The sequence below is a fragment of the Neorhizobium sp. LMR1-1-1.1 genome, from assembly GCF_040675795.1.
Classification (GTDB): Bacteria; Pseudomonadota; Alphaproteobacteria; order Rhizobiales; family Rhizobiaceae; genus Neorhizobium; species Neorhizobium cellulosilyticum.
The window spans coordinates 14,703-37,223 of sequence record NZ_JBEGHE010000069.1 but is presented as its reverse complement, the minus strand read 5'-3'; the positions used below and the strand labels follow the sequence as shown (position 1 = coordinate 37,223).

At 61.3% G+C, this 22,521-nt stretch carries 15 protein-coding genes; 9 read left to right on the top strand and 6 right to left on the bottom strand.

Going from position 1 to position 22,521, the window contains the following annotated elements; all coding sequences use genetic code 11:
- The first annotated feature begins 7 nt into the window (after window positions 1-7).
- The 8 genes from MRBLMR1_RS27155 to MRBLMR1_RS27120 all read left to right on the top strand — a co-directional run bounded on the left by MRBLMR1_RS27155 (window position 8) and on the right by MRBLMR1_RS27120 (window position 13,056).
- Window positions 8-673 carry an amino acid ABC transporter permease gene (locus MRBLMR1_RS27155; RefSeq protein ID WP_148144477.1) on the top strand — a complete coding sequence of 222 codons (666 nt, stop codon included), beginning with the start codon at window positions 8-10 and terminating at the stop codon, window positions 671-673.
- 22 nt (window positions 674-695) lie between these two features.
- On the top strand, window positions 696-1,622 hold the full coding sequence (locus tag MRBLMR1_RS27150; RefSeq protein WP_206827145.1) for an N-carbamoyl-D-amino-acid hydrolase: 927 nt from the start codon (window positions 696-698) through the stop codon (window positions 1,620-1,622).
- Window positions 1,623-1,633: 11 nt separating this feature from the next.
- Window positions 1,634-3,094: a dihydropyrimidinase gene (hydA, locus tag MRBLMR1_RS27145; protein WP_148144475.1), complete on the top strand. Its 1,461-nt coding sequence runs from the start codon at window positions 1,634-1,636 to the stop codon at window positions 3,092-3,094.
- Window positions 3,091-3,750 (top strand): aspartate/glutamate racemase family protein, encoded by a 660-nt coding sequence (locus MRBLMR1_RS27140; RefSeq protein WP_148144474.1) that lies wholly within the window; start codon window positions 3,091-3,093, stop codon window positions 3,748-3,750. The genes hydA and MRBLMR1_RS27140 overlap by 4 nt, the downstream gene beginning before the upstream one ends.
- A 5-nt stretch (window positions 3,751-3,755) precedes the next feature.
- Complete coding sequence (locus tag MRBLMR1_RS27135; RefSeq protein WP_148144473.1) at window positions 3,756-4,670, top strand: LysR family transcriptional regulator; 915 nt, start codon at window positions 3,756-3,758, stop codon at window positions 4,668-4,670.
- Between the two features lie 72 nt (window positions 4,671-4,742).
- Window positions 4,743-5,597 (top strand): D-amino-acid transaminase, encoded by an 855-nt coding sequence (locus tag MRBLMR1_RS27130; protein ID WP_148144472.1) that lies wholly within the window; start codon window positions 4,743-4,745, stop codon window positions 5,595-5,597.
- 216 nt (window positions 5,598-5,813) lie between these two features.
- Window positions 5,814-11,309, top strand: coding sequence for a glutamate synthase-related protein (locus tag MRBLMR1_RS27125; protein WP_500066975.1), 5,496 nt, complete (start codon window positions 5,814-5,816; stop codon window positions 11,307-11,309).
- 10 nt (window positions 11,310-11,319) lie between these two features.
- Window positions 11,320-13,056: a sulfite reductase subunit alpha gene (locus tag MRBLMR1_RS27120; protein ID WP_148144470.1), complete on the top strand. Its 1,737-nt coding sequence runs from the start codon at window positions 11,320-11,322 to the stop codon at window positions 13,054-13,056.
- Between the two features lie 32 nt (window positions 13,057-13,088).
- Here the strand turns inward: MRBLMR1_RS27120 and MRBLMR1_RS27115 are convergent, their stop codons facing one another.
- Genes MRBLMR1_RS27115 through hutI form a run of 4 tightly spaced genes read right to left on the bottom strand, consistent with a single transcriptional unit; the run spans window position 13,089 to window position 18,201 of the window.
- Window positions 13,089-13,661: a HutD family protein gene (locus MRBLMR1_RS27115; RefSeq protein ID WP_148144469.1), complete on the bottom strand. Its 573-nt coding sequence runs from the start codon at window positions 13,659-13,661 to the stop codon at window positions 13,089-13,091.
- Between the two features lie 4 nt (window positions 13,662-13,665).
- A complete protein-coding gene (hutU, locus tag MRBLMR1_RS27110) occupies window positions 13,666-15,351 on the bottom strand; it encodes a urocanate hydratase (RefSeq protein WP_206827135.1) in 1,686 nt (561 codons plus the stop codon).
- 28 nt (window positions 15,352-15,379) lie between these two features.
- A complete protein-coding gene (hutH, locus tag MRBLMR1_RS27105) occupies window positions 15,380-16,915 on the bottom strand; it encodes a histidine ammonia-lyase (protein ID WP_206827133.1) in 1,536 nt (511 codons plus the stop codon).
- Window positions 16,912-18,201, bottom strand: coding sequence for an imidazolonepropionase (hutI, locus tag MRBLMR1_RS27100; RefSeq protein ID WP_500066974.1), 1,290 nt, complete (start codon window positions 18,199-18,201; stop codon window positions 16,912-16,914). The genes hutH and hutI overlap by 4 nt, the downstream gene beginning before the upstream one ends.
- 117 nt (window positions 18,202-18,318) lie before the next feature.
- Between hutI and MRBLMR1_RS27095 the strand changes: the two genes are divergently transcribed.
- Window positions 18,319-19,680: a formimidoylglutamate deiminase gene (locus MRBLMR1_RS27095; protein WP_500067043.1), complete on the top strand. Its 1,362-nt coding sequence runs from the start codon at window positions 18,319-18,321 to the stop codon at window positions 19,678-19,680.
- Window positions 19,681-19,838: 158 nt separating this feature from the next.
- Here MRBLMR1_RS27095 and araD read toward each other — a convergent pair whose 3' ends face one another.
- Entirely contained in the window at window positions 19,839-21,578 is a 1,740-nt protein-coding gene (araD, locus tag MRBLMR1_RS27090) for an L-arabinonate dehydratase (protein WP_500066973.1), read from the bottom strand.
- Between the two features lie 40 nt (window positions 21,579-21,618).
- A complete protein-coding gene (locus tag MRBLMR1_RS27085; protein ID WP_206827129.1) occupies window positions 21,619-22,521 on the bottom strand; it encodes a dihydrodipicolinate synthase family protein in 903 nt (300 codons plus the stop codon).

Here is a 22,521-nt window from a genome sequence, read left to right as displayed (position 1 = left end):
GGCCGACATGGATATCTTTATCGATCAGTTCTTCAATATCGAGATCATGCGCAAGTCGCTGCCGCTGCTCTTCAAGGGCCTGTGGATGACATTGCAGCTCTGCAGCGCCGTCATCCTGCTCGGGCTTATCGGCGGCCTGTTCGTCGCACTCGGCAATATGAGCGAGCGCCGCTGGCTGCGCTGGATCTCGATTGCCTATACCGATCTCTTCCGGGCGCTGCCGCCGCTGGTTCTGTTGATCTTCATCTATGCCGGCCTGCCCTTTGCCGGCATCAACATTTCGCCCTTTGCCGCCGTCGTCATTGCCTTCCTGCTTAACAATTCCTCCTACTATGCGGAAGTCTATCGCGCTGGCCTCATCTCCGTCGCGAAAGGCCAGTGGGAAGCGGCACAATCGACAGGCCTCAGCCCCGCGCAGACGCTGATCCATGTCGTCCTGCCACAGGCAGTGCGCAACATCCTGCCGGACCTTTTGTCGAACACGGTGGAGGTGGTGAAGCTCACCTCGCTCGCCTCCGTCATCTCGCTGTCCGAGCTTCTCTACAATGCCGGCATGGCCCGCTCGGTTACCTACAATGCCTCACCACTGGTGCTGGCCGCTCTCTTTTATCTCGTGCTGCTGTGGCCGCTGGTGCGCCTCGTCAGCCATTTCCAGCGGCGCCTGGCCGCCTGATCGCTTCGAAAGGAAAAACATCATGACCGTCATGAAGATCGCAGGCGCCCAGCTCGGCGCCATCCAGAAAGCCGACAGCCGCGAAAGCGTGGTCAAGCGCATGATCGCCCTGCTCGATGAGGCAGCCGGAAAGGGTGCCGATCTGGTCGTCTACCCGGAACTGGCGCTGACCACCTTCTTCCCCCGCTGGTATATGGAAAATCAGGCCGAGATCGATTTCTGGTTCGAAACGGAAATGCCGAATGCGGCTACCCAGCCGCTGTTCGACCGCGCCCGCGAACTCAATATCGCGATCACCTTCGGTTACGCCGAAAAGACGCCGGACGGCCATTACTACAACACATCGATCATCACGGACCGGCAGGCCAATATTGTTGGCAAGTACCGCAAGATCCATCTTCCGGGCCATTCCGAATACGATAGCGAACGCGCCTTCCAGCATCTCGAAAAGCGCTATTTCGAACCCGGCGACCTGGGCTTCAACGTATGGCGCAACGAGGGCGTCATCATGGGCATGGCGATCTGCAACGATCGCCGCTGGCCGGAAACGTTCCGCTGCCTCGGCCTGCAGGGCGTCGAACTGGTGACGATCGGCTACAACACGCCTTCGGTGAATGCCCAGATGAGCGCCGAAGGCCTTGAAAAGCGCCTGTTCCACTCGGAACTCTCGCTGCAGGCGGGCGCCTATCAGAACGCCACCTATGTCGCCGGCATCGCCAAGGCAGGTGTCGAGGATGGCCATCCGCTGATGGGCGGCTCGATCATCGTCGATCCGGACGGCTTCATTCTGGCAAGGGCGGTCACTGAGGAAGACGAGCTGATAATAGCCGAATGCGATTTTGCCAAATGCGACTTCGGCAAGAAGACGATCTTTGATTTCGAGCGCCATCGTCGTATCGAACACTATGGCCGCATCACGAGCCAGACCGGCGTTATCGTCGAAGTATAGGGAATAGCGAAATGACAGAGTTCGATACCGTCATCCATGGCGGCCGTATTGCCACCGCATCCGATGTTTTCGATGCCGATATCGGCATCATCGACGGTCGCGTCGCCGCAATCGGCGAGAAGATCGCCGGCGGCGCTCGACGTATCGATGCGGGCGGCAAGCTGGTGGTTCCAGGCGGCATCGAAGCACACGCCCATATCGCCCAGGAAAGTTCGAGCGGCCTGATGTCCGCCGACGACTATTATTCGGGCTCTGTCTCCGCCGCCTTCGGTGGCAATTCCTCCTTCATTCCGTTTGCAGCACAGCATCGCGGTCAGTCGATTGCCGATGTCATTTCCACCTATGACGGCCGCGCGGCGCCGCAATCGGTGCTCGACTATTCTTACCATCTGATCATTTCCGACCCGTCCGCCGCTGTGCTGGAAGAGCTGCCCGGCGTCTTTGCTCGCGGTATCACCTCCTTCAAGGTGTTCATGACTTACGACCTGATGAACATCGGCGATGGCGGCATGCTCGACATTCTGACGGTGGCGAAGACGCATGGCGCGCTGACCATGGTCCATGCCGAAAACAACGACATGGTCAAATGGATGAACAAGCGGCTGGCCGCTTCCGGCCTCACCGCGCCGAAATACCATGCCATCAGCCGTCCGGAACTGGCCGAAGAAGAAGCGATCAACCGCGCCGTCTCACTGGCGAAACTCGTCGACGCCGCGCTCTTCATCGTCCATGTCTCGACCGCTGGCGGTGCCGCCATCGTCCAGCGGGAAAAGCTTGCCGGCACGAAACTGTTTGCCGAAACCTGCCCGCAATATCTGGCGCTGACCCGCGAAGACCTCGACCGGCCGGGCATGGAAGGTGCAAAATTCATCTGCTCGCCGCCGGTGCGCGATACGGCAACCCAGGCCGCACTCTGGCGGCATGTGCAGTCCGGCACATTCGAAAGCGTGTCTTCCGACCACGCGCCTTACCGCTTCGATGCCACAGGCAAGTTCGCCAATGGCACCGATGCACCCTACCCCAGGATTGCCAACGGCATGCCCGGCATTGCCATGCGCCTGCCCTACCTCTTCTCCGAAGGCGTCGCCAAGGGCCGGATCACGCTGCAGCAGTTCGTTGCGCTTTCAAGCACGAACGCGGCCAAGACATTCGGAGTGGCGAAAAAGGGCACAATCGCGCCTGGTTACGATGCCGACATCGTCATCTGGGACCCGGAAGCCCGCCGCACGGCAACGCTTGCCGATCAGCATGACAACATGGACTACACGCCCTTCGAGGGCATGGAGATTGAGGGCTGGCCGGTCCTCACGATGAACCGTGGCGACGTCATCGTCGAGAACGGCGAGTTGAAGGCGGAGCGCGGCCGCGGCCGCTTTATCGCCCGCAACCCGGTCAATCTCACGGGCAAGCCCGGCTACCGCGCCAAGGAACTCGATCCGGTGCAGAATTTTGGCGTGGAGATCGCACCATGAGCAATATCGGCCCGATCCTCGTCATCAATCCGAACAGTTCCGAAAGCGTAACCGAAGGCCTTCGTGAAGCAGTTGCCGGCATGCAGTTTCCCGGCGGCCCGGTTATCGAATGCGTCACCATTAAGGAAGGCCCGCCCGGCGTCGTCACCCAGCGCCATGTCGACGAGGCTTCGCTTCGCACGGCAGACCTGATCGAAAGCCGGCCGGATGCGTCCGCCTATGTACTGGCCTGCTATTCGCAGCCCGGCCTTGATCTCGCCCGGTCGATCACCACCAAACCCGTCTATGGCATTCAGGACGCCGGTGTGTTGAGTGCGCTGGCGCTTGCCGATCTCTTCGGTGTCATCGCTGTCGCCGAAGGCTCGATCCCGCGCCACCTGCGCAATCTTCGTCGGCTCGGTGTCGATGGCAGGCTTGCCGGTGAGGTCGCGCTCGAAGGTTCGATCAGCGTCGCGGAAAGCGGCCATGGCGAGGAGAGCTATTCGGCACTGCTCAAGGCCGGCACGAAACTGCGCCAGATGGCCGCCGGTGCCGTCGTGCTCGGCTGCGCCGGCATGTCCGGCCACCGCCGCAGGCTGGAAGGAGAACTCGGCATCCGCGTCATCGACCCGACCCAGGCGGCCGTTGCCATGGCCCTCGGCGCAGTTTTGACCTGACAGCCATGACCGAAATCGAGCACAAGCCGGATATCTCGCTGCGCCTTCTCGAAATCTTCGGCGCGATGATGCGTTGTGAGACGACAGTCGAGGCAGCCGAGCAGCTGGGCATCTCCCAGCCGGCCGTGTCGAACGGCATCCGCCAGCTCGAAAACCAGCTTGGCGTGACCCTGTTCGAACGCCTGCATCGGCGGCTGGAGCCGACCGAGGAAGCCCTGCTTCTATTCGAGGAAGTCCGCCCGGTCTTCAGCATGCTGCGCAACTTTTCCGCCCGCGCCCGTTCGATCAGGCATGGCACGTCGGGCCGGTTGCGGATCATGTCGACGCCGCCCCTCGGCAATACGGTCGCGCCGATGGCGCTCGCCCGTTTTCTAAAGGACCGGCCGGATGTTTCGGTCGCCTATGACGTACGTCGCCTCGAACACGTCATCGATGCCGTCCAGAGCGGTGCTGCCGATATCGGCCTCGCCATCGCGCTTGAGCGCCATCCATCAGTCAATGTCGAGGTTTTGGCGCGCACTCACATGGTCGCACTGGTGCCGAAGGAGCACGAGGTCGCGGCACGCCAGGAAGTGACGGTCAACGATCTCACGGAACATGGGTTCATCGGCCTGGAGGTCGAATCGCGCATGGGCCAGATGCTGCGCGACGCCTTCGAGCGCGACGGCATGACCTATGAGCCGCGTGTCGAAGTCCGTTATTGCGCGACGGCAGCGGTTCTGGCCGGTGCCGGGGTTGGCGCCGCTATCGTTGATCCCTATAGCGCCGCCTATCAGCCGTCTGAAGGACTGGTACAGCTTCCCTTCCAGCCGCCCTGCGAGATCCCGGCGGTGATGATCACCCGCAAGGGCGTTCCACGCTCGCGCCTGCTGCATGGTTTCATCGCCGAACTAAAACGAGCCGTCGGCGATGTGTTGTGATCCCTATTTTGCCTTATCGGCGCTGCACAGCATTCGCTGACCGCCACTCATCATCCTGAAGGAGAATCCGTCTTGTCCCGTATCGTCTATCTCAATGGCGAATGGCTGCCTGAAGCCGATGCCAAGGTTTCCATTTTCGATCGCGGCTTTCTGTTTGCCGATGCGATCTACGAAGTGACCGGCGTCATCGGTGGCAAGCTTCTCGAATATGACGGTCATTCAGCCCGCCTGAAGCGCTCGATCAGCGAACTGGGCATCGAATTACCGATCTCGACCGAGGAACTGCTGGAAGTCCATCGCGAGATCGTCCGTCGCAACGATCTGACGGAGGGCCTGATCTACCTGCAGATTTCCCGGGGCGCCGCCGATCGCGACTTCGCCTTCCCGAAAGAGCCGAAGCCGACGCTGGTTCTCTTCACCCAGGCGAAATCGGTGATCGAAAATCCCAAGGTGAAAGCCGGCATGTCCGTGGCGCTGCTGCCCGACTGGCGCTGGGAGCGTCGCGACATCAAGACCGTGCAACTGCTCTATCCGTCCATGGCCAAGATGCAGGCAATGGAAAAGGGCGCCGATGACGCCTGGCTGGTGGAAGACGGCTACGTTACCGAAGCAAGTTCGGCGACTGCCCATATCATCGACAAGAGCGGCAAGCTGATCACCCGGCCGCTGTCGAATGCCATCCTGCACGGCATTACCCGAGCCAGCGTCCTCGACATCGCCGACAAGGCCGGCATCCCTTACGAGGAACGCCCGTTCTCGCCGGAAGAGGCGAAGGGAGCAGCCGAAGCCTTCATCACATCGGCAACAAGTTTCGTCCTGCCGGTCACCGTGATCGACGGCCAGCCGGTGGGCGACGGCAAGCCCGGCCCGCTGACCCTGAAGCTGCGCGAGCTTTATATCGCGCACAAGACCGCCAGCGCGATCTGATCGTCAGTATCACTTTGAGACGAGCAAGGATGAAGCCATCCTTGTTCGTCGCAAGTTCTGTAAACCGCTTCCATACCGCGACTTCTCAGGTAGACCCACACCATCTCGGCCGGTCGCCGGAGTGTTGTTGTGCGATGCAAAAACGATTAAACTTGACTCATTTTATCACATTATATAGGTCAGCACAGTTGACTTATTTCCTGTGGGAGTCTGAGCATGGAAGCGATAAACAAGGGCTTCGGTCTATATGATCCCGCAGAGGAAAAAAGCAGCTGCGGCGTCGGCTTTATAACGAGAAAGAGCGGCGTTCAGACCCACGACGTATTGCTGAAGGGACACGAAGCTCTTTGCGCCGTCCCCCATCGCGGCGGCATGTCCGCAGAAGGTGTCGGTGACGGAGCTGGTATCTCCGTGGACCTATCTCTGGGCTTTTTCCGAAAGCTGACCGGACGCCCAGATCTTCAGCGGCGCCGCTTCGGCGTCGGCAACTTTTTCCTGCCAGCTAATCCCGCATTCTACGAAGAAGCAGAGCGCCTCGTCGAGGCGGCGCTGGCGGAACAGGGTTTCGGAATTCTCCTAAAGCGTGACGTGCCGGTCGACAATGATGCGATCCGTCCTGCCGCCATCCGTTATCAGCTGACGATTCGCCAATGGGTCTTTGGCTGTCACAGCGAGGCCGCTTCGCAGGCCGAATTCGACTTCCGCATCCACGAGGCGCTGCTTGCGATCGAGGCGGAAGCCTATACGCGCGCCGAACTTGGCGGTCTTTACCCGATTTCGCTCAGCGCCCGCACCCAGGTTCTGAAGGGCCGCCTCAATTCGGATGAGGTCATTCCTTATTTCCGCGATCTGGTGGATCCAGACCACATGATCCACACCATGTATTTCCACACTCGGTTTTCCACCAACACGGACCCGCATCCGTCCATGGCCCAGCCGTTCCGGCAGATGGCGCATAACGGCGAACTCAACACCGACCGCAAGAACCGCCTGTCCGAGGCAGCGATTGCGGCTGCGAAGAATGCTGCGATCATCCGTCCCAAGGGACAGTCGGACAGCTGCCGTCTCGACCAGACGCTGCAGTCCCGCGTTCTGGAAGACGGCCTCGATCTGGTAACCGCCGTTGTCTCGATGATGCCGCCGGCATGGGAAAACGACGAGACGCTATCGGCCGAAGTCGTCGCCATGCTCGAATATTTCTCGCTCTACGAGGAGAAGAACGACGGGCCGGCAGCGCTGATCTTCGGCAATGGCGATGTCATTGGCGCGCGTCTCGACCGCCTCGGCCTGCGCCCGCTACGCACTGTCGAGACGGAAGACTATCTCTGCGTCATGTCGGAAGCCGGTCAGATCGCCTTTCCGCCGGAAACCGTGCTCAACCGCGGCCGCATCGAAGCCGGCGGCATGCTCATTTACGATCACGTCGAAAAGCGCAGCTATGGCACGGTCGAAGCGCTGGAAATGCTGGCTGCCAGCAGGCCATACCGCGACCTGCTGGTCGAAGCCCGCGTGCGCCTTTCAGACCTGCCGGAAATCCCCGCCGAAGCTCAGGGCTCGCCGCTTCGCTATAATGGCGACCTTGAGCGCCACCAGCGTTACGTTGCCTATTCCCACAATCAGGAAAGCTTCAAGTTCCTGATGGACCCGATGCTTCAGACCGGCGCGGAAAAGATCTCCGCCATGGGCTATGGCAACGCCATCAACGCGCTGTCCGACCAGGAAGGCGGCGTCGCGAAGTATTTCTCGCAGCGTTTTGCCCAAGTGACCAACCCGCCGCTCGACAGCATCCGCGAGGCCGACGGCATGACGCTCAGGATCGCGCTCGGCGCCAAGCCGAATATCGGCGCGAAGGCAGCAAGGCAGATCGTCATCCCCTCGCCCATCCTCACTCATCTCGACATGCTGAAGCTGCGCGAGCAGACGGAAACACCTTTCCGCTGCTTCGAGATGCTCTACACGCCGATCCTCGACGATGCGGATGCCAATGCGCTGGCGCTTGAGGCCGGCATAGGCACGCTTTGCGATGCGATTGCAGCCTTTGCCCGCGAGGAAGGCGGGATTGCCGTCGTCACAGACCGGCATGTGTCACGCGACCGCGCGGCGCTTCCGATGATCCTTGTCGTCTCGGCAATCAACCAGAAGCTCATTGAGGAAGGCGCACGTCTGCGCGTTTCACTCGTCGTCGAAAGCGGCCAGATCTCGTCCTCCCACCATGTCGCGGCGGCGCTCGGCTTCGGCGCTTCGGCTGTTTACCCGCTCGGCGTGCAGTTCCGCGCCGAGGAAAAGTTCGGGGCGGAAGCCGACAAGGCCTTCAAGCGCTTCGCCAAGGCGGCCGAAAAGTCGCTGATGAAGACCATGGGCAAGGTCGGTCTCTGCACCGCCGAAAGCTATGTCGCCGGCGAATTTTTCGAGCCGAATTTCCTCGATACCAGCGATCCGGTGCTCAAGCGCTACTTCCCGAACGTCAAGACGCCGGTCGGTGGCGTCAACTTCAAGGTCATCGCCCAGGCGGTCGCCGACTGGCATGCCAAGGCATTGACGGTGAAGAGCGAGGATGAGATCCCGTTGCTTGGCCTGTTCAAGGAACGTGCAGAGGGTGCCGGTCATTCCTTCGGCACCACGGCCGTGCGTGGCTTCGTCGATATGACGGAGGAAATGCCCTCATTCGCCGAACCGGATGGCGAGGAAGATCCCTTCCTGCGCCTGCTCACCCTCAACCGCCTCGACGACGCTTTCGGCATCGACGACGCGGCCTATACCAACACGAGCTACGACCGCCTGTCTTCCGAAGCGATCGACCGTTTCACCATCACGCCCGGTTACCGTTCCTTCGCCCGGATGATGGCTGAAGAACGCGCCCGTCGTCCCGCCGCTCTTCGCGACGTGCTGGCCTTCCCGGCAGATGTCACCTACGCGACCTCACCGGACGATTTCCGCAAGGAGATGAAGCGGTTTTCCCGCAAGGGGAACAACAGCTTCCTCGTGCGTGGACTGTGCTGCGAGGCCTTACCCGACGATGTCTTCCGCCTGACCCTGACCGGTCCGCAGGGCGGCGATCTTGCCCGGCTTGCAGCGCTCGGCCAGTCGCTCGTCGTCCGCTTCGGCGCAGATATCCTCGGCCATTGGCTGGAAGGCGGTGCGCTTGCCGTCCACGCGAGCGGCCAGGCTCTCGCTTACCTGAAGCTTCTCGGCACCGCCCCCACCGGCATTGCGCTCGATGAGGTTCAGCCGGCGAGCGAAATCACGCCGCTTCTCGCATCGGGCGCCATGAGCCATGGTGCGCTGGTGGCAACCGCTCACGAAGCCGTCGCCCACGGCACCAACATGGTCGGCGGCATGTCGAATTCCGGCGAAGGCGGCGAACATATTTCCCGTTACGGCACGATCCGTGCCTCGCGCATCAAGCAGTTCGCGTCAGGCCGTTTCGGCATCTGGGCAGGTTACCTCGCCGATCCGATGCTGGATGAGCTGGAAATCAAGATCGGCCAGGGCGCAAAGCCCGGCGAAGGCGGACAGCTGCCTGCCGCCAAGGTGACGGTCGAGATCGCTGCGGCGCGCGGCGGCACGCCGGGCGTCGAACTGGTCTCGCCGCCACCGCATCACGATACCTATTCGATCGAGGATCTGGCGCAGCTCATCCACGACTGCAAGGCGGCGCGCGTGCGCGTCATCGTCAAGCTCGTCTCGTCGGAAGGTATCGGCACGATCGCCGTCGGCGTCGCCAAGGCGGGTGCCGATGTCATCAACGTCGCCGGCAATACCGGCGGTACCGGGGCGGCTGCCGTCACCAGCCTCAAATACACCGGCCGCGCCGCTGAAATCGGCATTGCCGAAGTGCATCAGGCGCTCTGCGCCAACGGGTTGCGCCAGAAGGTGCTGCTGCGTTGCTCCGGCGCGCACCAGACCGCCAGCGACGTGGTAAAGTCCGCCCTACTCGGCGGCGACAGTTTTGAATTCGGTACGACGGCGCTGATGATGCTGAAATGCGTCATGGCGAAGAACTGCAACATCAAGTGCCCGGCGGGCCTCACCACCAATGCCGAAGTGTTTGACGGCGACCCACGGGCGCTGGCGCAGTATCTCCTGAACATCGCCCATGAAACCCGCGAAATCCTCGCGTCCCTCGGCTTCCGGTCTCTTCGCGAAGCGCGGGGACGCAGCGACCTTCTTCACCTTCTCGATCACCCGTCCAGCGTCGGGCAGCTTGACCTCCGCGCGATGCTGCAGGTGGTCGAGGAGGTGAAGATCACCGATCCGGTCTATATGGAAAAGGATTACGCAGTCGATGATGCCTTCATCGACATGGTGCGCTCGGCATTGATCGACGGCGGCCTGCCGGTGGTCGAGCTTGGCGGCAACCAGCATCTCAACAACCGCAACAAGAGCGTCGGCGGCCAGCTGGCGGTCGATATCGAGCGGATGCTGAACCACGAACTGAGCGAGGACGAGACACGTCATCTTCCGGCGGTGCGGCAGGACAAGCGCGGTCGCCGTTTCCTCGATGCGGGTTCGGTCAAGATCGCCACATCCGGCTCCGCCGGCCAGTCCTATGGCGCATTCTGCAACGACGGCATGATGCTGACACATACCGGCACCTGCAATGACGGCGTGGCTAAGAGCGCCAATGGCGGCACGATCTCCGTTCGTTCGCCGGGCGGCGGTTCGGTCGAGGCAGGCGGCAACGTGCTGATCGGCAATTTCGCCCTGTTCGGTGCAACCGGCGGCCGCCTCTTCGTCGAAGGCCAGGCGGGCGACCGGTTTGCCGTGCGCAATTCCGGCTCCACCGCGGTCGTCGAAGGCGTTGGCGATTTCTGCTGCGAATACATGACCAACGGCGCCGTCCTCAATCTCGGCTCCTTCGGCAAGGGCGTCGGCAACGGCATGAGCGGCGGCTTCTTCTATCAGTACGATCCCTATCGCGACCTGCCGAAGAAGATGAGCCACGATTCCATCCTGATCGGCTCGATCGCCGATCCGACCGACCCTTATGTGGCCTTCCACGCCGACGCGATCCGCATGATGCTGCAATGGCATGTGGAAGCGACGGGATCGGAAAAGGCGCGCTGGCTGCTCGAAAACTTCGAAAGCGAACGCTCGAATTTCGTCTATTGCCTGCCGCGCGCACTGCTCCTCTATCAGGATAGCGATGCCATCCTGAAGGCGAAGAGCCGCAAGGACCTGATCGAGGAACTGTCGACCGCACTTGCCGGCCATCAGGTGCGCAAGTTCAAGCTCGCCTATCGCGATCGCAAGCCGATATTGAACGGCAAGGCTCCCGGCCATGGTGAGACGGACACCGAAGAGATGTTCACGCTCATCAACAACTACACGGTGCTTTCCATGGCGCAGTCGCTTGCGATGGCGCGGGTTCCCAACGCACTCGGCCCGTCCGAACCGGCGGTCGAAAAGGCGGTGCGCAACCTGATCCTGACCGAGGATTTCGCGCTGATGCAGAAACTGTCGCGTTATGCCCGCGAGGCGATTGCCGATTACGACGACCAGGGCCTTGCGGTTCTCGTCTCCGAAAAGCGGCTTTCGGATTATCGCCAAGCGCTCGCCGGCCGCAACACGCTGTCGATCGACAGCCCCGGCACCTATGGCTGGATCATCCAGCAGACGGAAAGCAACCGCGACCGGATCGGACGCATCCCGAGCTTCGAGGAGCTCTTTGCAGCCAAGGCCGTCGGTGGCCTTGCAACAGCCAGAGCCTGAGACCGTGCCGATGATGATCCCGCATATCCCCGAGGACGCTCCCTTCAACGGCGAACAGCGCGCCTGGCTGTCCGGTTTCATGGCCGGCCTCAATTCGCGCCTCATCGCTGGTGAAAATACCGCCAGCGCTCCGGCTTCTAGTGCCGCGCAGCCGATCCATATCCTTTACGGCACCCAGACCGGCAATTCCGAAAATCTGGCCATGGATGCCGCCGCTTCCGCCAAAGGCCTCGGGATGGCGCCGGAGGTGCGCGGCCTCGACGATATCGAGATGGAAGCGCTCGCGGCAATGCGCCATGTGGTGATCGTCACCTCCACCTATGGCGAGGGCGAGATGCCGGACAATGCCCAGCTTTTCTGGGAGGCATTGTCCGCCGATACCGCGCCGCGTCTCGAGGGCATGAAGTTCGCCGTCTTGGCTCTTGGCGATACCGGCTATGACGGCTTCTGCCAGGCGGGCAAGTTGATCGACACACGCCTCGAACAGCTCGGCGCCACGCGTATCGCCACCCGTCTAGATTGCGATATCGATTTCGAGGATGCCGCTGCCGCATGGTTTGGCGAAACCCTGCCGCTTGCGGCCGAAAAGCCGGTCGCCGGCGCAGCCACCGCGACGGCACCATCACGAGAACAAACCGGCTGGAGCCGTAAGAACCCTTACGTCTCGACAATGGCGGTCAATCGCCGCCTCTCCGGGGCAGCTTCGACCAAGGAAATCCGTCATTTCGAATTCGATCTGGCAGATAGTGGTCTCGTTTACGAAGCAGGTGATGCGCTCGGTGTCATGCCGGTCAACGATCCGGCACTGGTCGATCTGCTGATCGCAAGGCTCGGCGCTGCGGCCGAAACAGAAATCAGCGGTGCCTCACTCGGCGCGCGGCTCTCGACCCAATATGAAATCTCGACGCCGTCGCGCGACCTGATTGCCGAAGTCGAACGCCGTGCCGGCCACGAGGAACTCACCCATGTCGTCCGCAATGGCGACAAGGAAGCGCTCGATGCGTTTCTGTGGAGCAAGGACACGCTCGACCTGATCTCACTCATTCCGCAAGGCAGCCTGACTGCAAGCGAGTTCATCAATCTTCTGAAGCCGCTTCAACATCGCGCCTATTCGATCTCGTCCAGCCCGAAAGAGGCAGAAGGTAGCGTCCATCTCACCGTTGCAAGCGTCCGTTATCACGCTGCCAACCGCGATCGCGGCGGTGTCTGCTCGACCTATATGGCGGATCGGGTGACTGAGGGTGCCTCCGCAGGCATTTTCGTCTCGCCGAACAAGGCTTTTCGCGTGCCCGGCAATGACGATGCGCCGATGATCATGGTCGGTCCCGGCACCGGAATTGCCCCTTTCCGCGCCTTCCTGCAGGAACGTCGTGCCCGCGGGGCAAAGGGCCGCAACTGGCTGTTCTTCGGTGACCAACGCCGCGAAAGCGACTTCATCTATGAAGACGAGCTTTCGACGATGAGCCGCGACGGCCTACTGACCCGCCTCGATCTCGCTTTCTCGCGCGATCAGGATGCCAAGATCTATGTCCAGACGCGGATGAAGGAAAACGGCAAGGCGCTGTTTTCCTGGCTGGAAGACGGTGCCTCCTTCTACGTCTGCGGCGATGCCAGCCGCATGGCCCGCGATGTCGACACTGCGCTCGGTGAGATCATCGCCGAACATGGCGGCATGACCGCGGAAAAGGCAGCGGACTATCTGGCCGGCCTGAAGAAGGACAAGCGGTATCTCCGCGACGTCTACTGACGGCTGACTTATGCGGTTGCGAGCCTGACAGGTCAGTGGCTCGCGGACGCGAAGATCTCGATGACGAAACAGGGCTCTTGGGTCTCAAGCCTCAAGTCACGGCTATCTGCCGGATTATCAAGGATCACGGCGTCGAGCGGGCCAAGCTCGACCTGTGACACCTGCGCCTTGCCCGTCACAACGAGGATGACGAGTGTCGCCTCAGCAGAGAACCCGATCTCGCCGCCGTGCTCTGCCCGTGTCACACGATGCGAAAAGCGCCCGCGCCGGGTCATCACATTCAGATCGGTAATCGGCCCTTCCTGAAGCACGGCTTCGGTCTTGGCATCACCCGCAAACGAAAACGGCATAGATTTACGGCCAAGTATCGTCGACGCCATGCCTTCGACCGAAAGCATCATGCCATCCCCGGTCAGGATGCTCAGCGTCCGGTCAATGCCCGGAAAGATGGAGAACAGGCCATCGGACACGACCGGCGCCATGCTGATGCGCCAGTCGAATGTGTCGACGTTCGCGCTTTCAGGAAAGACGGCGATCTCGACCGTCTCTCCCTTGCCGTTCTTCCACGGCATGCGCTCGTGGTCGCCTGCACGAAGAATGCGCATCGGCTCAGTTTCCGAGGATGCCAGGGAGACGCAATCCCTTTTCGGTCGCGCATTCAACGGCGATCTCATATCCCGCATCCGCGTGGCGCATGACGCCGGTCGCCGGGTCATTCCACAGCACTCGCTCCAGACGGCGCTCGGCATCTTCCGACCCGTCAGCGCAGATCACCATGCCGGAATGCTGCGAATAGCCCATGCCGACGCCGCCGCCGTGATGCAGCGACACCCATGTGGCGCCCGATGCGGTATTCAGGAGCGCATTGAGCAGTGGCCAGTCGGAGACGGCATCCGATCCATCCTTCATCGCTTCCGTCTCACGGTTCGGCGACGCGACCGAGCCACTGTCGAGATGATCGCGGCCGATGACGATCGGGGCGGAAAGCTCGCCATTGCGGACCATTTCGTTGAAGGCGAGGCCGAGCTTGTGGCGATCACCGAGACCCACCCAGCAAATTCGTGCCGGAAGTCCCTGAAACGCAATACGTTCCTTCGCCATGTCCAGCCAGTTGTGCAGGTGCTTGTTGTCCGGCAGCAGTTCCTTCACCTTGGCATCGGTCTTGTAGATATCCTCCGGATCGCCGGAGAGTGCGGCCCAGCGGAACGGGCCGATGCCGCGGCAAAAGAGCGGACGGATGTAGGCTGGCACAAAACCGGGGAAGGCAAAGGCGTTTTCCAGCCCCTCATCCTTGGCCACCTGACGGATATTGTTGCCGTAATCGAGCGTCGGCACACCGGCATCCCAGAAGGCAACCATGGCTTCGACATGCGCCTTCATCGATGCGCGGGCGGCGACTTCAACCGACTTCGGATCGCTTTCGCGCTTGGCCTTGGCCTCCTCGACCGTCCAGCCGATCGGCAGATAACCGTTGCGCGGATCATGCGCCGAGGTCTGGTCGGTAACGATATCGGGGCGTGGGCCACCGGCCTGCATGCGCTTGACCAGTTCCGGGAAGATTTCGGCGGCATTGCCGAGCAGGCCGACCGATTTGGCTTCGCCCTTGGCCGTCCACTCGGCGATTAAGGCCAATGCTTCGTCCAGCGTCTTCGCCTTGGCATCGACATATCGAGTGCGCAGGCGAAAATCGATGCGGGTCTCGTCGCATTCCACCGCAAGGCAGCAGGCGCCGGCCATGACGGCGGCAAGCGGCTGGGCGCCGCCCATGCCGCCGAGGCCACCGGTCAATATCCACTTGCCCTTGAGGCTGCCGTTATAATGCTGGCGACCGGCCTCGACGAAGGTTTCATACGTGCCCTGAACGATGCCCTGCGTGCCGATATAGATCCACGAACCGGCGGTCATCTGGCCGTACATGGCGAGACCCTTCTTATCCAGCTCGTTGAAATGGTCCCAGGTCGCCCAATGCGGCACGAGGTTGGAATTGGCGATCAGCACACGCGGCGCATCCTTGTGGGTGCGGAACACGCCGACCGGCTTGCCGGATTGCACAAGCAGGGTTTCTTCTTCGGTCAGCGTCTTCAGCGTTGCGGCGATCTTGTCGAAATCGTCCCAGGTGCGGGCCGCGCGGCCGATACCGCCATAGACGACCAGCTCATGCGGGTTCTCGGCCACGTCCGGGTCGAGATTGTTCATCAGCATGCGAAGCGGCGCTTCCGTCGTCCAGCTCTTGGCATTGAGTTCAGATCCCCGCGGGGAGCGGACGTCGCGGATATTGTGGCGCGGATTGGTCATGACTTCTGTTCCCGTTGTTCTTCTGCAATCAGATGTCGAGCACCGGCAGGATGCCGGGAGAAATAGCGGAGGCGAGTGCACCGGATGAAACGAGGACACTCGCGGCAGCAAGATCCGGCGCCATGTAGCGATCGTCTTCGAGCGACGGAATGGCAGCGCGCAGCACCGCCACGGCCTTTTCCAACTCCGGGCTGGTCTTCAGCGGACCGCGCAGCTCGACGCCCTGAACCGCAGCAAGGGCCTCGATGCCGAGAATGCCGAACAGGTTTTCCGTCATCGCCAGCAGGCGGCGGGCACCGTGGCATGCCATGGAAACATGATCTTCCTGGTTAGCCGAAGTCGGCGTCGAATCCACCGAGGCCGGATGCGACATCTGCTTGTTTTCGCTCATCAGCGCGGCAGACGTGACTTCGGCGATCATCAGGCCGGAATTCAGGCCCGGTTTTTGCGAGAGAAACGCCGGCAGGCCATAAGACAGGGCGGGATCGACCAGAAGCGCTACACGGCGCTGGGCAATCGCGCCGATTTCGCAGATGGCGAGCGCCGTCTGGTCGGCGGCGAAGGCGACCGGTTCGGCGTGGAAATTGCCGCCCGAAACGACTTCGCTATCGGAGAGAACCAGCGGATTGTCGGTCACCGCATTGGCTTCGATTTCCAGCGTGCGGGCGACCTGTCGCAACAAGTCGAGGCAGGCGCCATCCACCTGCGGCTGGCAGCGGATGCAATAGGGATCCTGCACACGTTCGTCACCCTCGATATGGCTTTCGCGGATTTCGGAACCGGTCAGAAGCTGGCGCAGCGCGGCACCGGCATCGATCTGCCCCTTGTGACCACGCAAAGTATGGATGTCCGGATGGAAAGGGGCGGAAGACCCCATTGCCGCATCGGTGGACAATGCGCCAGTAACCAGTGCAGTCTGTGCGGCGCGATGGGCGCGGAACAGACCGGCAAGCGCCAGCGCGGTCGAGGTCTGGGTACCGTTGATGAGGGCCAGTCCTTCCTTGGCAGCGAGCACGACCGGCGTCAGGCCTGCCTTTGCAAGCGCATCGGCGGAAGCCATCCGCTCGCCGGCGAAAAAGGCCTCACCCTCGCCCATCATCGAGGCTGCCATATGGGCAAGCGGTGCAAGGTCGCCGGAAGCGCCGACCGAGCCCTTTTCAGGGATGACCGGAATGACGCCCTTTGCCAGCATGCCCTCGATCAGCCGCACCAGATCCAGCCGGACGCCCGAAGCGCCGCGACCAAGCGAGATCAGCTTCAGCGCCATGATCAACCGCACGACGTTTTCCGGCAAGGCAGCGCCGATACCGCAGCAATGCGACAGGATGAGATTGCGCTGCAGCGTGGCAAGATCGGCACTGTCGATCTTGATCGAGGCGAGCTTGCCGAAGCCGGTATTGATGCCATAGACGGGCGCGTTGCCGGCGGCGATCTCGGCGATGCGACGAGCGCCCTTCTCTATGCCCGCATCGAAGGAGCGGTCGAGAACGGCCGGTTCATTGTCCCAATAGATGTTTGCGAGATCGGCAAGCGGGACGCTGCCCGGATGAAGCGTGATCGTCATGCGGATACCTGCTGGCCCTTGATGGTCTGGCCTTTGAAGATGCGGGAATAGAGCGGATTGAAGCCGATGCGATAAACAAGCTCCGCAGGGCGCTGGATATTCCAGATCGCGAGATCGGCGGACTTGCCGACTTCCAGCGTACCGGTTTGGCGCAGAAGTCCGAGAGCCCGCGCCGCCTCACGGGTCGCGCCGGCAATGCACTCATCCACCGTCAGGCGAAAGAGCGTTGCCGACATGTTCATCGTCAGAAGCAGTGAGGTCAGCGGAGAGGTGCCGGGATTGCAGTCGGTGGCGATTGCTATCTTCACACCAGCATCGCGCAGCGCCTGGATTGGCGGCTTTTGGGTTTCATTGATGGCGTAAAAAGCACCGGGCAGGATTACGGCCACCGTGCCCGCCTCGGCCATCGCGGCAGCACCCTCGGCATCGAGATATTCCAGATGATCGGCAGACAGCGCGCCATAGGACGCCGCCATTTTTGCCCCGCCAAGGTTCGACAACTGTTCGGCGTGCAGCTTTACCGGAATGCCGAACGCCTTGGCGTGATCGAAGACACGAGCCATCTCCTCGACCGAAAAGGCGATGCCTTCGCAAAATCCGTCGACGGCATCGATCAGACCTTCGGCATGCGCCTTGTCCATGCCCGGCAGCACGATATCGGTGATGTAATCGCCGTTGCGCCCCCTGTATTCGACCGGCGTCGCATGAGCTGCAAGATAGGAGGTCATGACGCGGACAGGGCGAGCCTTTTCCAGTGCGCGTGCGGCGCGCAGCATGTTGAGCTCACCTTCGATCGAAAGCCCGTAACCGGACTTGATCTCAAGCGTCGAGACACCTTCGGCAAGCAGCGTATCGACACGCGGCAGCGCCGCCTTGACCAAGCCTTCGACGGAAAGCGCATTGGTTGCCTTGACGGAGGAAACGATACCGCCGCCTGCGCGCGCAACTTCCTCATAGGTCGCACCTTCCAGCCGCATCTCGAATTCCATCGCACGATCGCCGCCGAAGACGATATGCGTATGGCAATCGATCAGACCCGGCGTCATCCAGCGCCCCTCGCAATCGATGATCGAGGCAGCATCCTTCAAATCCGCCGGTAGATCGACCTCAGCGCCGACGAATACGATCCGCCCATCCTTGGCCGCGATCGCGCCATTCTCCATGACGCCAAGCCCATTCGCGCCCTCGGCAAGGGTCGCCAGATGCGCATTTGTCCAGACCGTGATGCCCGCATGAGGCTCGGAATGACTGGAAGAAACACTGCCCAAGTTTTCGTTCCCGCACATTGATTGCGCCTTTCATTATGGGTAAACATGTATATACATAATAGCCATCTTGGCAAGCGTTTATCTTCACCTGAAGATACACCCGTGATCAGACAATCCAACGACGGACCGGCAATCATGACCAATTCGGCTGCTTCGACGCTTCATGCAGGCTCGGCACTCCTGCCTCAGGGATGGGCTTCCAATGTGCGCATCTCGATCACGGGCGGGATTATCTCGGATATCGATTTCGGCGTTGACGCCAAGGCAACCGACGAGCGTCATTCGGTTCTCGTCCCTGCCATGAGCAATCTTCACAGCCACGCATTCCAGCGCGCCATGTCCGGCTTGGCCGAACTTCGCGGACCGACAGACGACAGTTTTTGGAGCTGGCGCGTCCTGATGTATCGTTTCGCCCTGCAGATGACGCCGGAACAGATCGAGGCGGTTGCGGCACAGCTCTATATGGAAATGCTCGAATCCGGGTTCTGCCGCGTCGGTGAGTTCCACTATCTGCATCACGACCGCGACGGCTCGCTTTATGCCAATATCGCAGAACATGCCGAGCGGATCGGCGCGGCGAGCGCCGAGACGGGTATCGGCCTCACCTTGCTGCCGGTCTTTTATGCGCATTCCGGCTTCGGCGGGCAGGCTCCGATCGACGGCCAGCGCCGTTTCATCAATTCGACAGAGAGTTTTGGCCAACTGATAGAGGCTTGCCGGACAATGCAGGCCTCACTACCCGGCATGCAGCTCGGCATAGCACCGCACAGCCTGCGCGCAGTCACGCCCGACGAGCTTACCGCCATTCTGCCGCTGGCCGAAGGCTGCCCCGTTCATATCCATGTCGCCGAACAGACCAAGGAAGTGGAGGACTGTATCGCATGGTCCGGTGCGCGCCCGGTCGAATGGCTGCTGGATCATGCTCCGGTCGATGATCGCTGGTGCCTGATCCACGCCACCCACCTGACGGATCAGGAAGTGGCGAATATGGCCACAAGCGGCGCGGTCGCCGGTCTCTGCCCGATCACCGAGGCCAATCTCGGTGACGGTACGTTCGCAGCCTCCGCATTCCTTTCAAAGGGCGGCCGCTTCGGCGTCGGGTCGGATTCCAACGTGCAGATTTCTCTCGCGGGCGAATTGCGCCAGCTCGAATATTCGCAACGTCTCGCTCATCGCGCCCGCAACGTCATTGCGGCACCGAACGGATCAACCGGTCGCCGACTTTTCGACGCGGCTATTTATGGCGGGGCACAGGCTCTTGCGACGAAGGCGGGGCTGGCTGCAGGCGCCCCCGCCGATATCGTTGCTCTCGATACCGGCAATGCCTCCTATCTCGCAGAGGACAGCCTGCTTGATAACTGGATTTTCGGTGGAGATGTCACAGTCGAAAGCGTCTGGGCTGCAGGCAACAAGAAGGTCGTCAACGGCCGGCACGTAGCACGAGACAAGATCCGGAAACACTTCGCAAAAACAATGCAGGCCCTGCTTAGCGGTTAAGCGGCTACTGAATAGGGCGACTCGCGCCGGACCGATTTAGACACGACAACCAGCAAGCTTTTGAAGCGGACTTTGCTGCACAAGATGCCATCAGGCTGTGAGCAGCTGGGCCTGAACATGAGACACTAAGGGGGGTATTTCGCCCCCTCAACGCTTGCTTAATTGATCACCGGCTCAGACACTTTGGCACCGAATTCTGTCTTTAGAAAATCGAAGTCACAGCCCTTGTCTGCCTGTTCGATATGTTTGGTGAACATAAAGCCATAGCCCCGCTCGTAGAGCGGCTCGGGTGATACCCAGGCAGCCTTGCGTGCCGCCAGTTCATCATCCGGGACGAGCATGTTGAGGCTGCGGGCCGGAATATCGAGTTCCACCATATCCCCGGTTTTCAACAGGGCCAGCGGTCCACCGACAAAGGCTTCCGGTGCGGCGTGCAGCACGCAGGCCCCGAAACTCGTTCCCGACATGCGGGCATCGGAAATCCGCACCATGTCCCGCAGGCCGAGTTTCAAAAGCGCTTTCGGCATCGGGATCATCCCCCATTCCGGCATTCCCGGTCCGCCCTGCGGCCCTGCATTGCGCAGCACCAGCACCGTTTCCGGCGTCAGTGGATAATCGGGATCGTCGATAATCTTCTTCAGTTCCGGATAGCTGTCGGCCACCAATGCCGGACCCTGGTGCCGGTGAAATTTCGGATCGCAGGCCGCGGGCTTGATCACTGCTCCATCCGGGCAAAGATTGCCCTTCAAGACGGCCAGCGACCCTTCGTGATAGACGGGATTGGACAGCGGCCGGATGACATCCTCGTTCCAGATCTTCACATCATCCAGCCCATCCGTGAGCGGCTTGCCTGTGACGGTGATAGCGGTCGGATCCAGCTTGTCGCCAAGCTGCTTCATCAGCGCCCGCAAGCCCCCGGCATAGAAGAAATCCTCCATCAGATAGGTCGCGCCTGAAGGACGGATGTTTGCGATAACCGGCGTCGTGCGGCCGATGCGGTCAAGATCCTCTAGTTCCAACGGCACGCCGGCGCGGCGCGCCATGGCGATCAGGTGGATGATCGCATTGGTCGAACAGCCCGTCGCCATCGCCACTGTGACGGCGTTGGTGACAGCAGCCGGCGTGATCACCTTTTCGGGCGTCAGATCCTCCCACACCATCTCGACGATCCGCCGGCCGCAGGTGGCCGACATGCGCTGATGGTTGGCATCGGCCGCCGGAATGGAGGAAGCATTCGGCAAGGTGAGCCCCATCGCCTCGGCAATCGCCGTCATCGTGGACGCTGTGCCCATGGTCATGCAATGGCCGTAGCTGCGGGCGATACCGCCTTCGACCCCCTGCCATTCCTCTTTTGAAATCGTTCCGGCCCGCCGTTCATCCCAATATTTGAAGCCGTCTGTGCCGGAGCCCAGAGCCTTTCCGGCATAGTTACCGCGCAGCATCGGCCCGGCCGGCAGGTAGATGAAAGGCAGTCCCATCGACACCGCGCCCATGACCAGTCCCGGCGTGGTCTTGTCACAACCACCCATCAGCACCGCACCATCAATCGGGTGCGATCTGAGCAGTTCCTCTGCCTCCATTGCCAGCATGTTGCGATAGAGCATGGTCGTCGGTTTGACGAAATTTTCCGAGAGCGACAGCGCCGGCAGTTCCATCGGAAAGCCGCCTGCCTGCAAGACCCCACGCTTCACCCATTCAGCCCGTTCGCGAAAGTGCATGTGGCAGGGCTGCGCATCCGACCATGTGTTGATGATCGCAATGATCGGCCGACCTTCCCAGTCTTCCGGCGCATAGCCCATCTGCATGGTCCGCGACCGATGGCCGAACGACCGCTGGTCGTCCGGCATCATCCAGCGCGCCGAGCGCAGTTCCTCATACGTCTTTTTCCTGATCGTCATTCTTCACTCCTCGCACCATAAGGCGCTGCCAATCGGCTCATCAGAAGCTGATTCCGTTGCCTGAAATGAAAGCCGAAAGCGCAGCTTGCTGCTGTGCCGTCAAAGGCCAGGCCGAGGGCGGGCGTGCTGGGCCACAATCATGCCCAATCAGCGCCAGCGCGGCCTTCACCCCGGTCACATTCGTCCCGTTCATCTCTTCAGCCCGAACCGACTCGAAGTCCTTCATGCCGTCGATCAGCCGGTTGGCGCCCGTATAGTCACCCGTTGCAAGTGCGGCATGAATGGCAACTGACCTTTGCGGCCAGACATTGATGAGGCCGGACGTGAAACCTCGCGCACCAACCGCATAGAATACCGGTGCCCAGATCTCCGCCAGACCGCCCACCCAAACGATCTCCGGATCGCAGGCCGCCATCGCTTCCGATAGTTTCAATGGGTTTGGCGTTGCCCATTTGACGCCGATGACGGAGGGCAGCGCGCACAGATCCGCAATCGCCCTGGTGCCGATTGCATCGTTGCGCAAATAAAGCACGACCGGCAACCCGTCTGCCGCATCCGCCACCGTCCGTACGTAATCGACAAGCCCGCGCGGGGAGGAAAACGGATCCGGTGACTGATGGACCATCAGCGCCGAAGCGCCGGCTTGACGCGACACGGATGCCAGCCGACAGGCATCACGTATGCCTCGCCCGACGCCGGCTACCAGTGGCACCCGGCCGGCCACATGTTCGGCCGAAGATTGCACCATCGCCTCTGCCTCGTCGAGCGTCAGGGCGTAAAACTCGCCGGTATTGCCATTGGCGACCATGATATGGACGCCCGCGGCGATCGCCCGATCGATGATCGGCTCCTGCATCTCCGGCAGGATATCGCCGTTATGATCGTAAGGCGTGACCAGAATGCCGGATATGCCGGTAAGGGCGGATTTCAGATCCTGCATCAT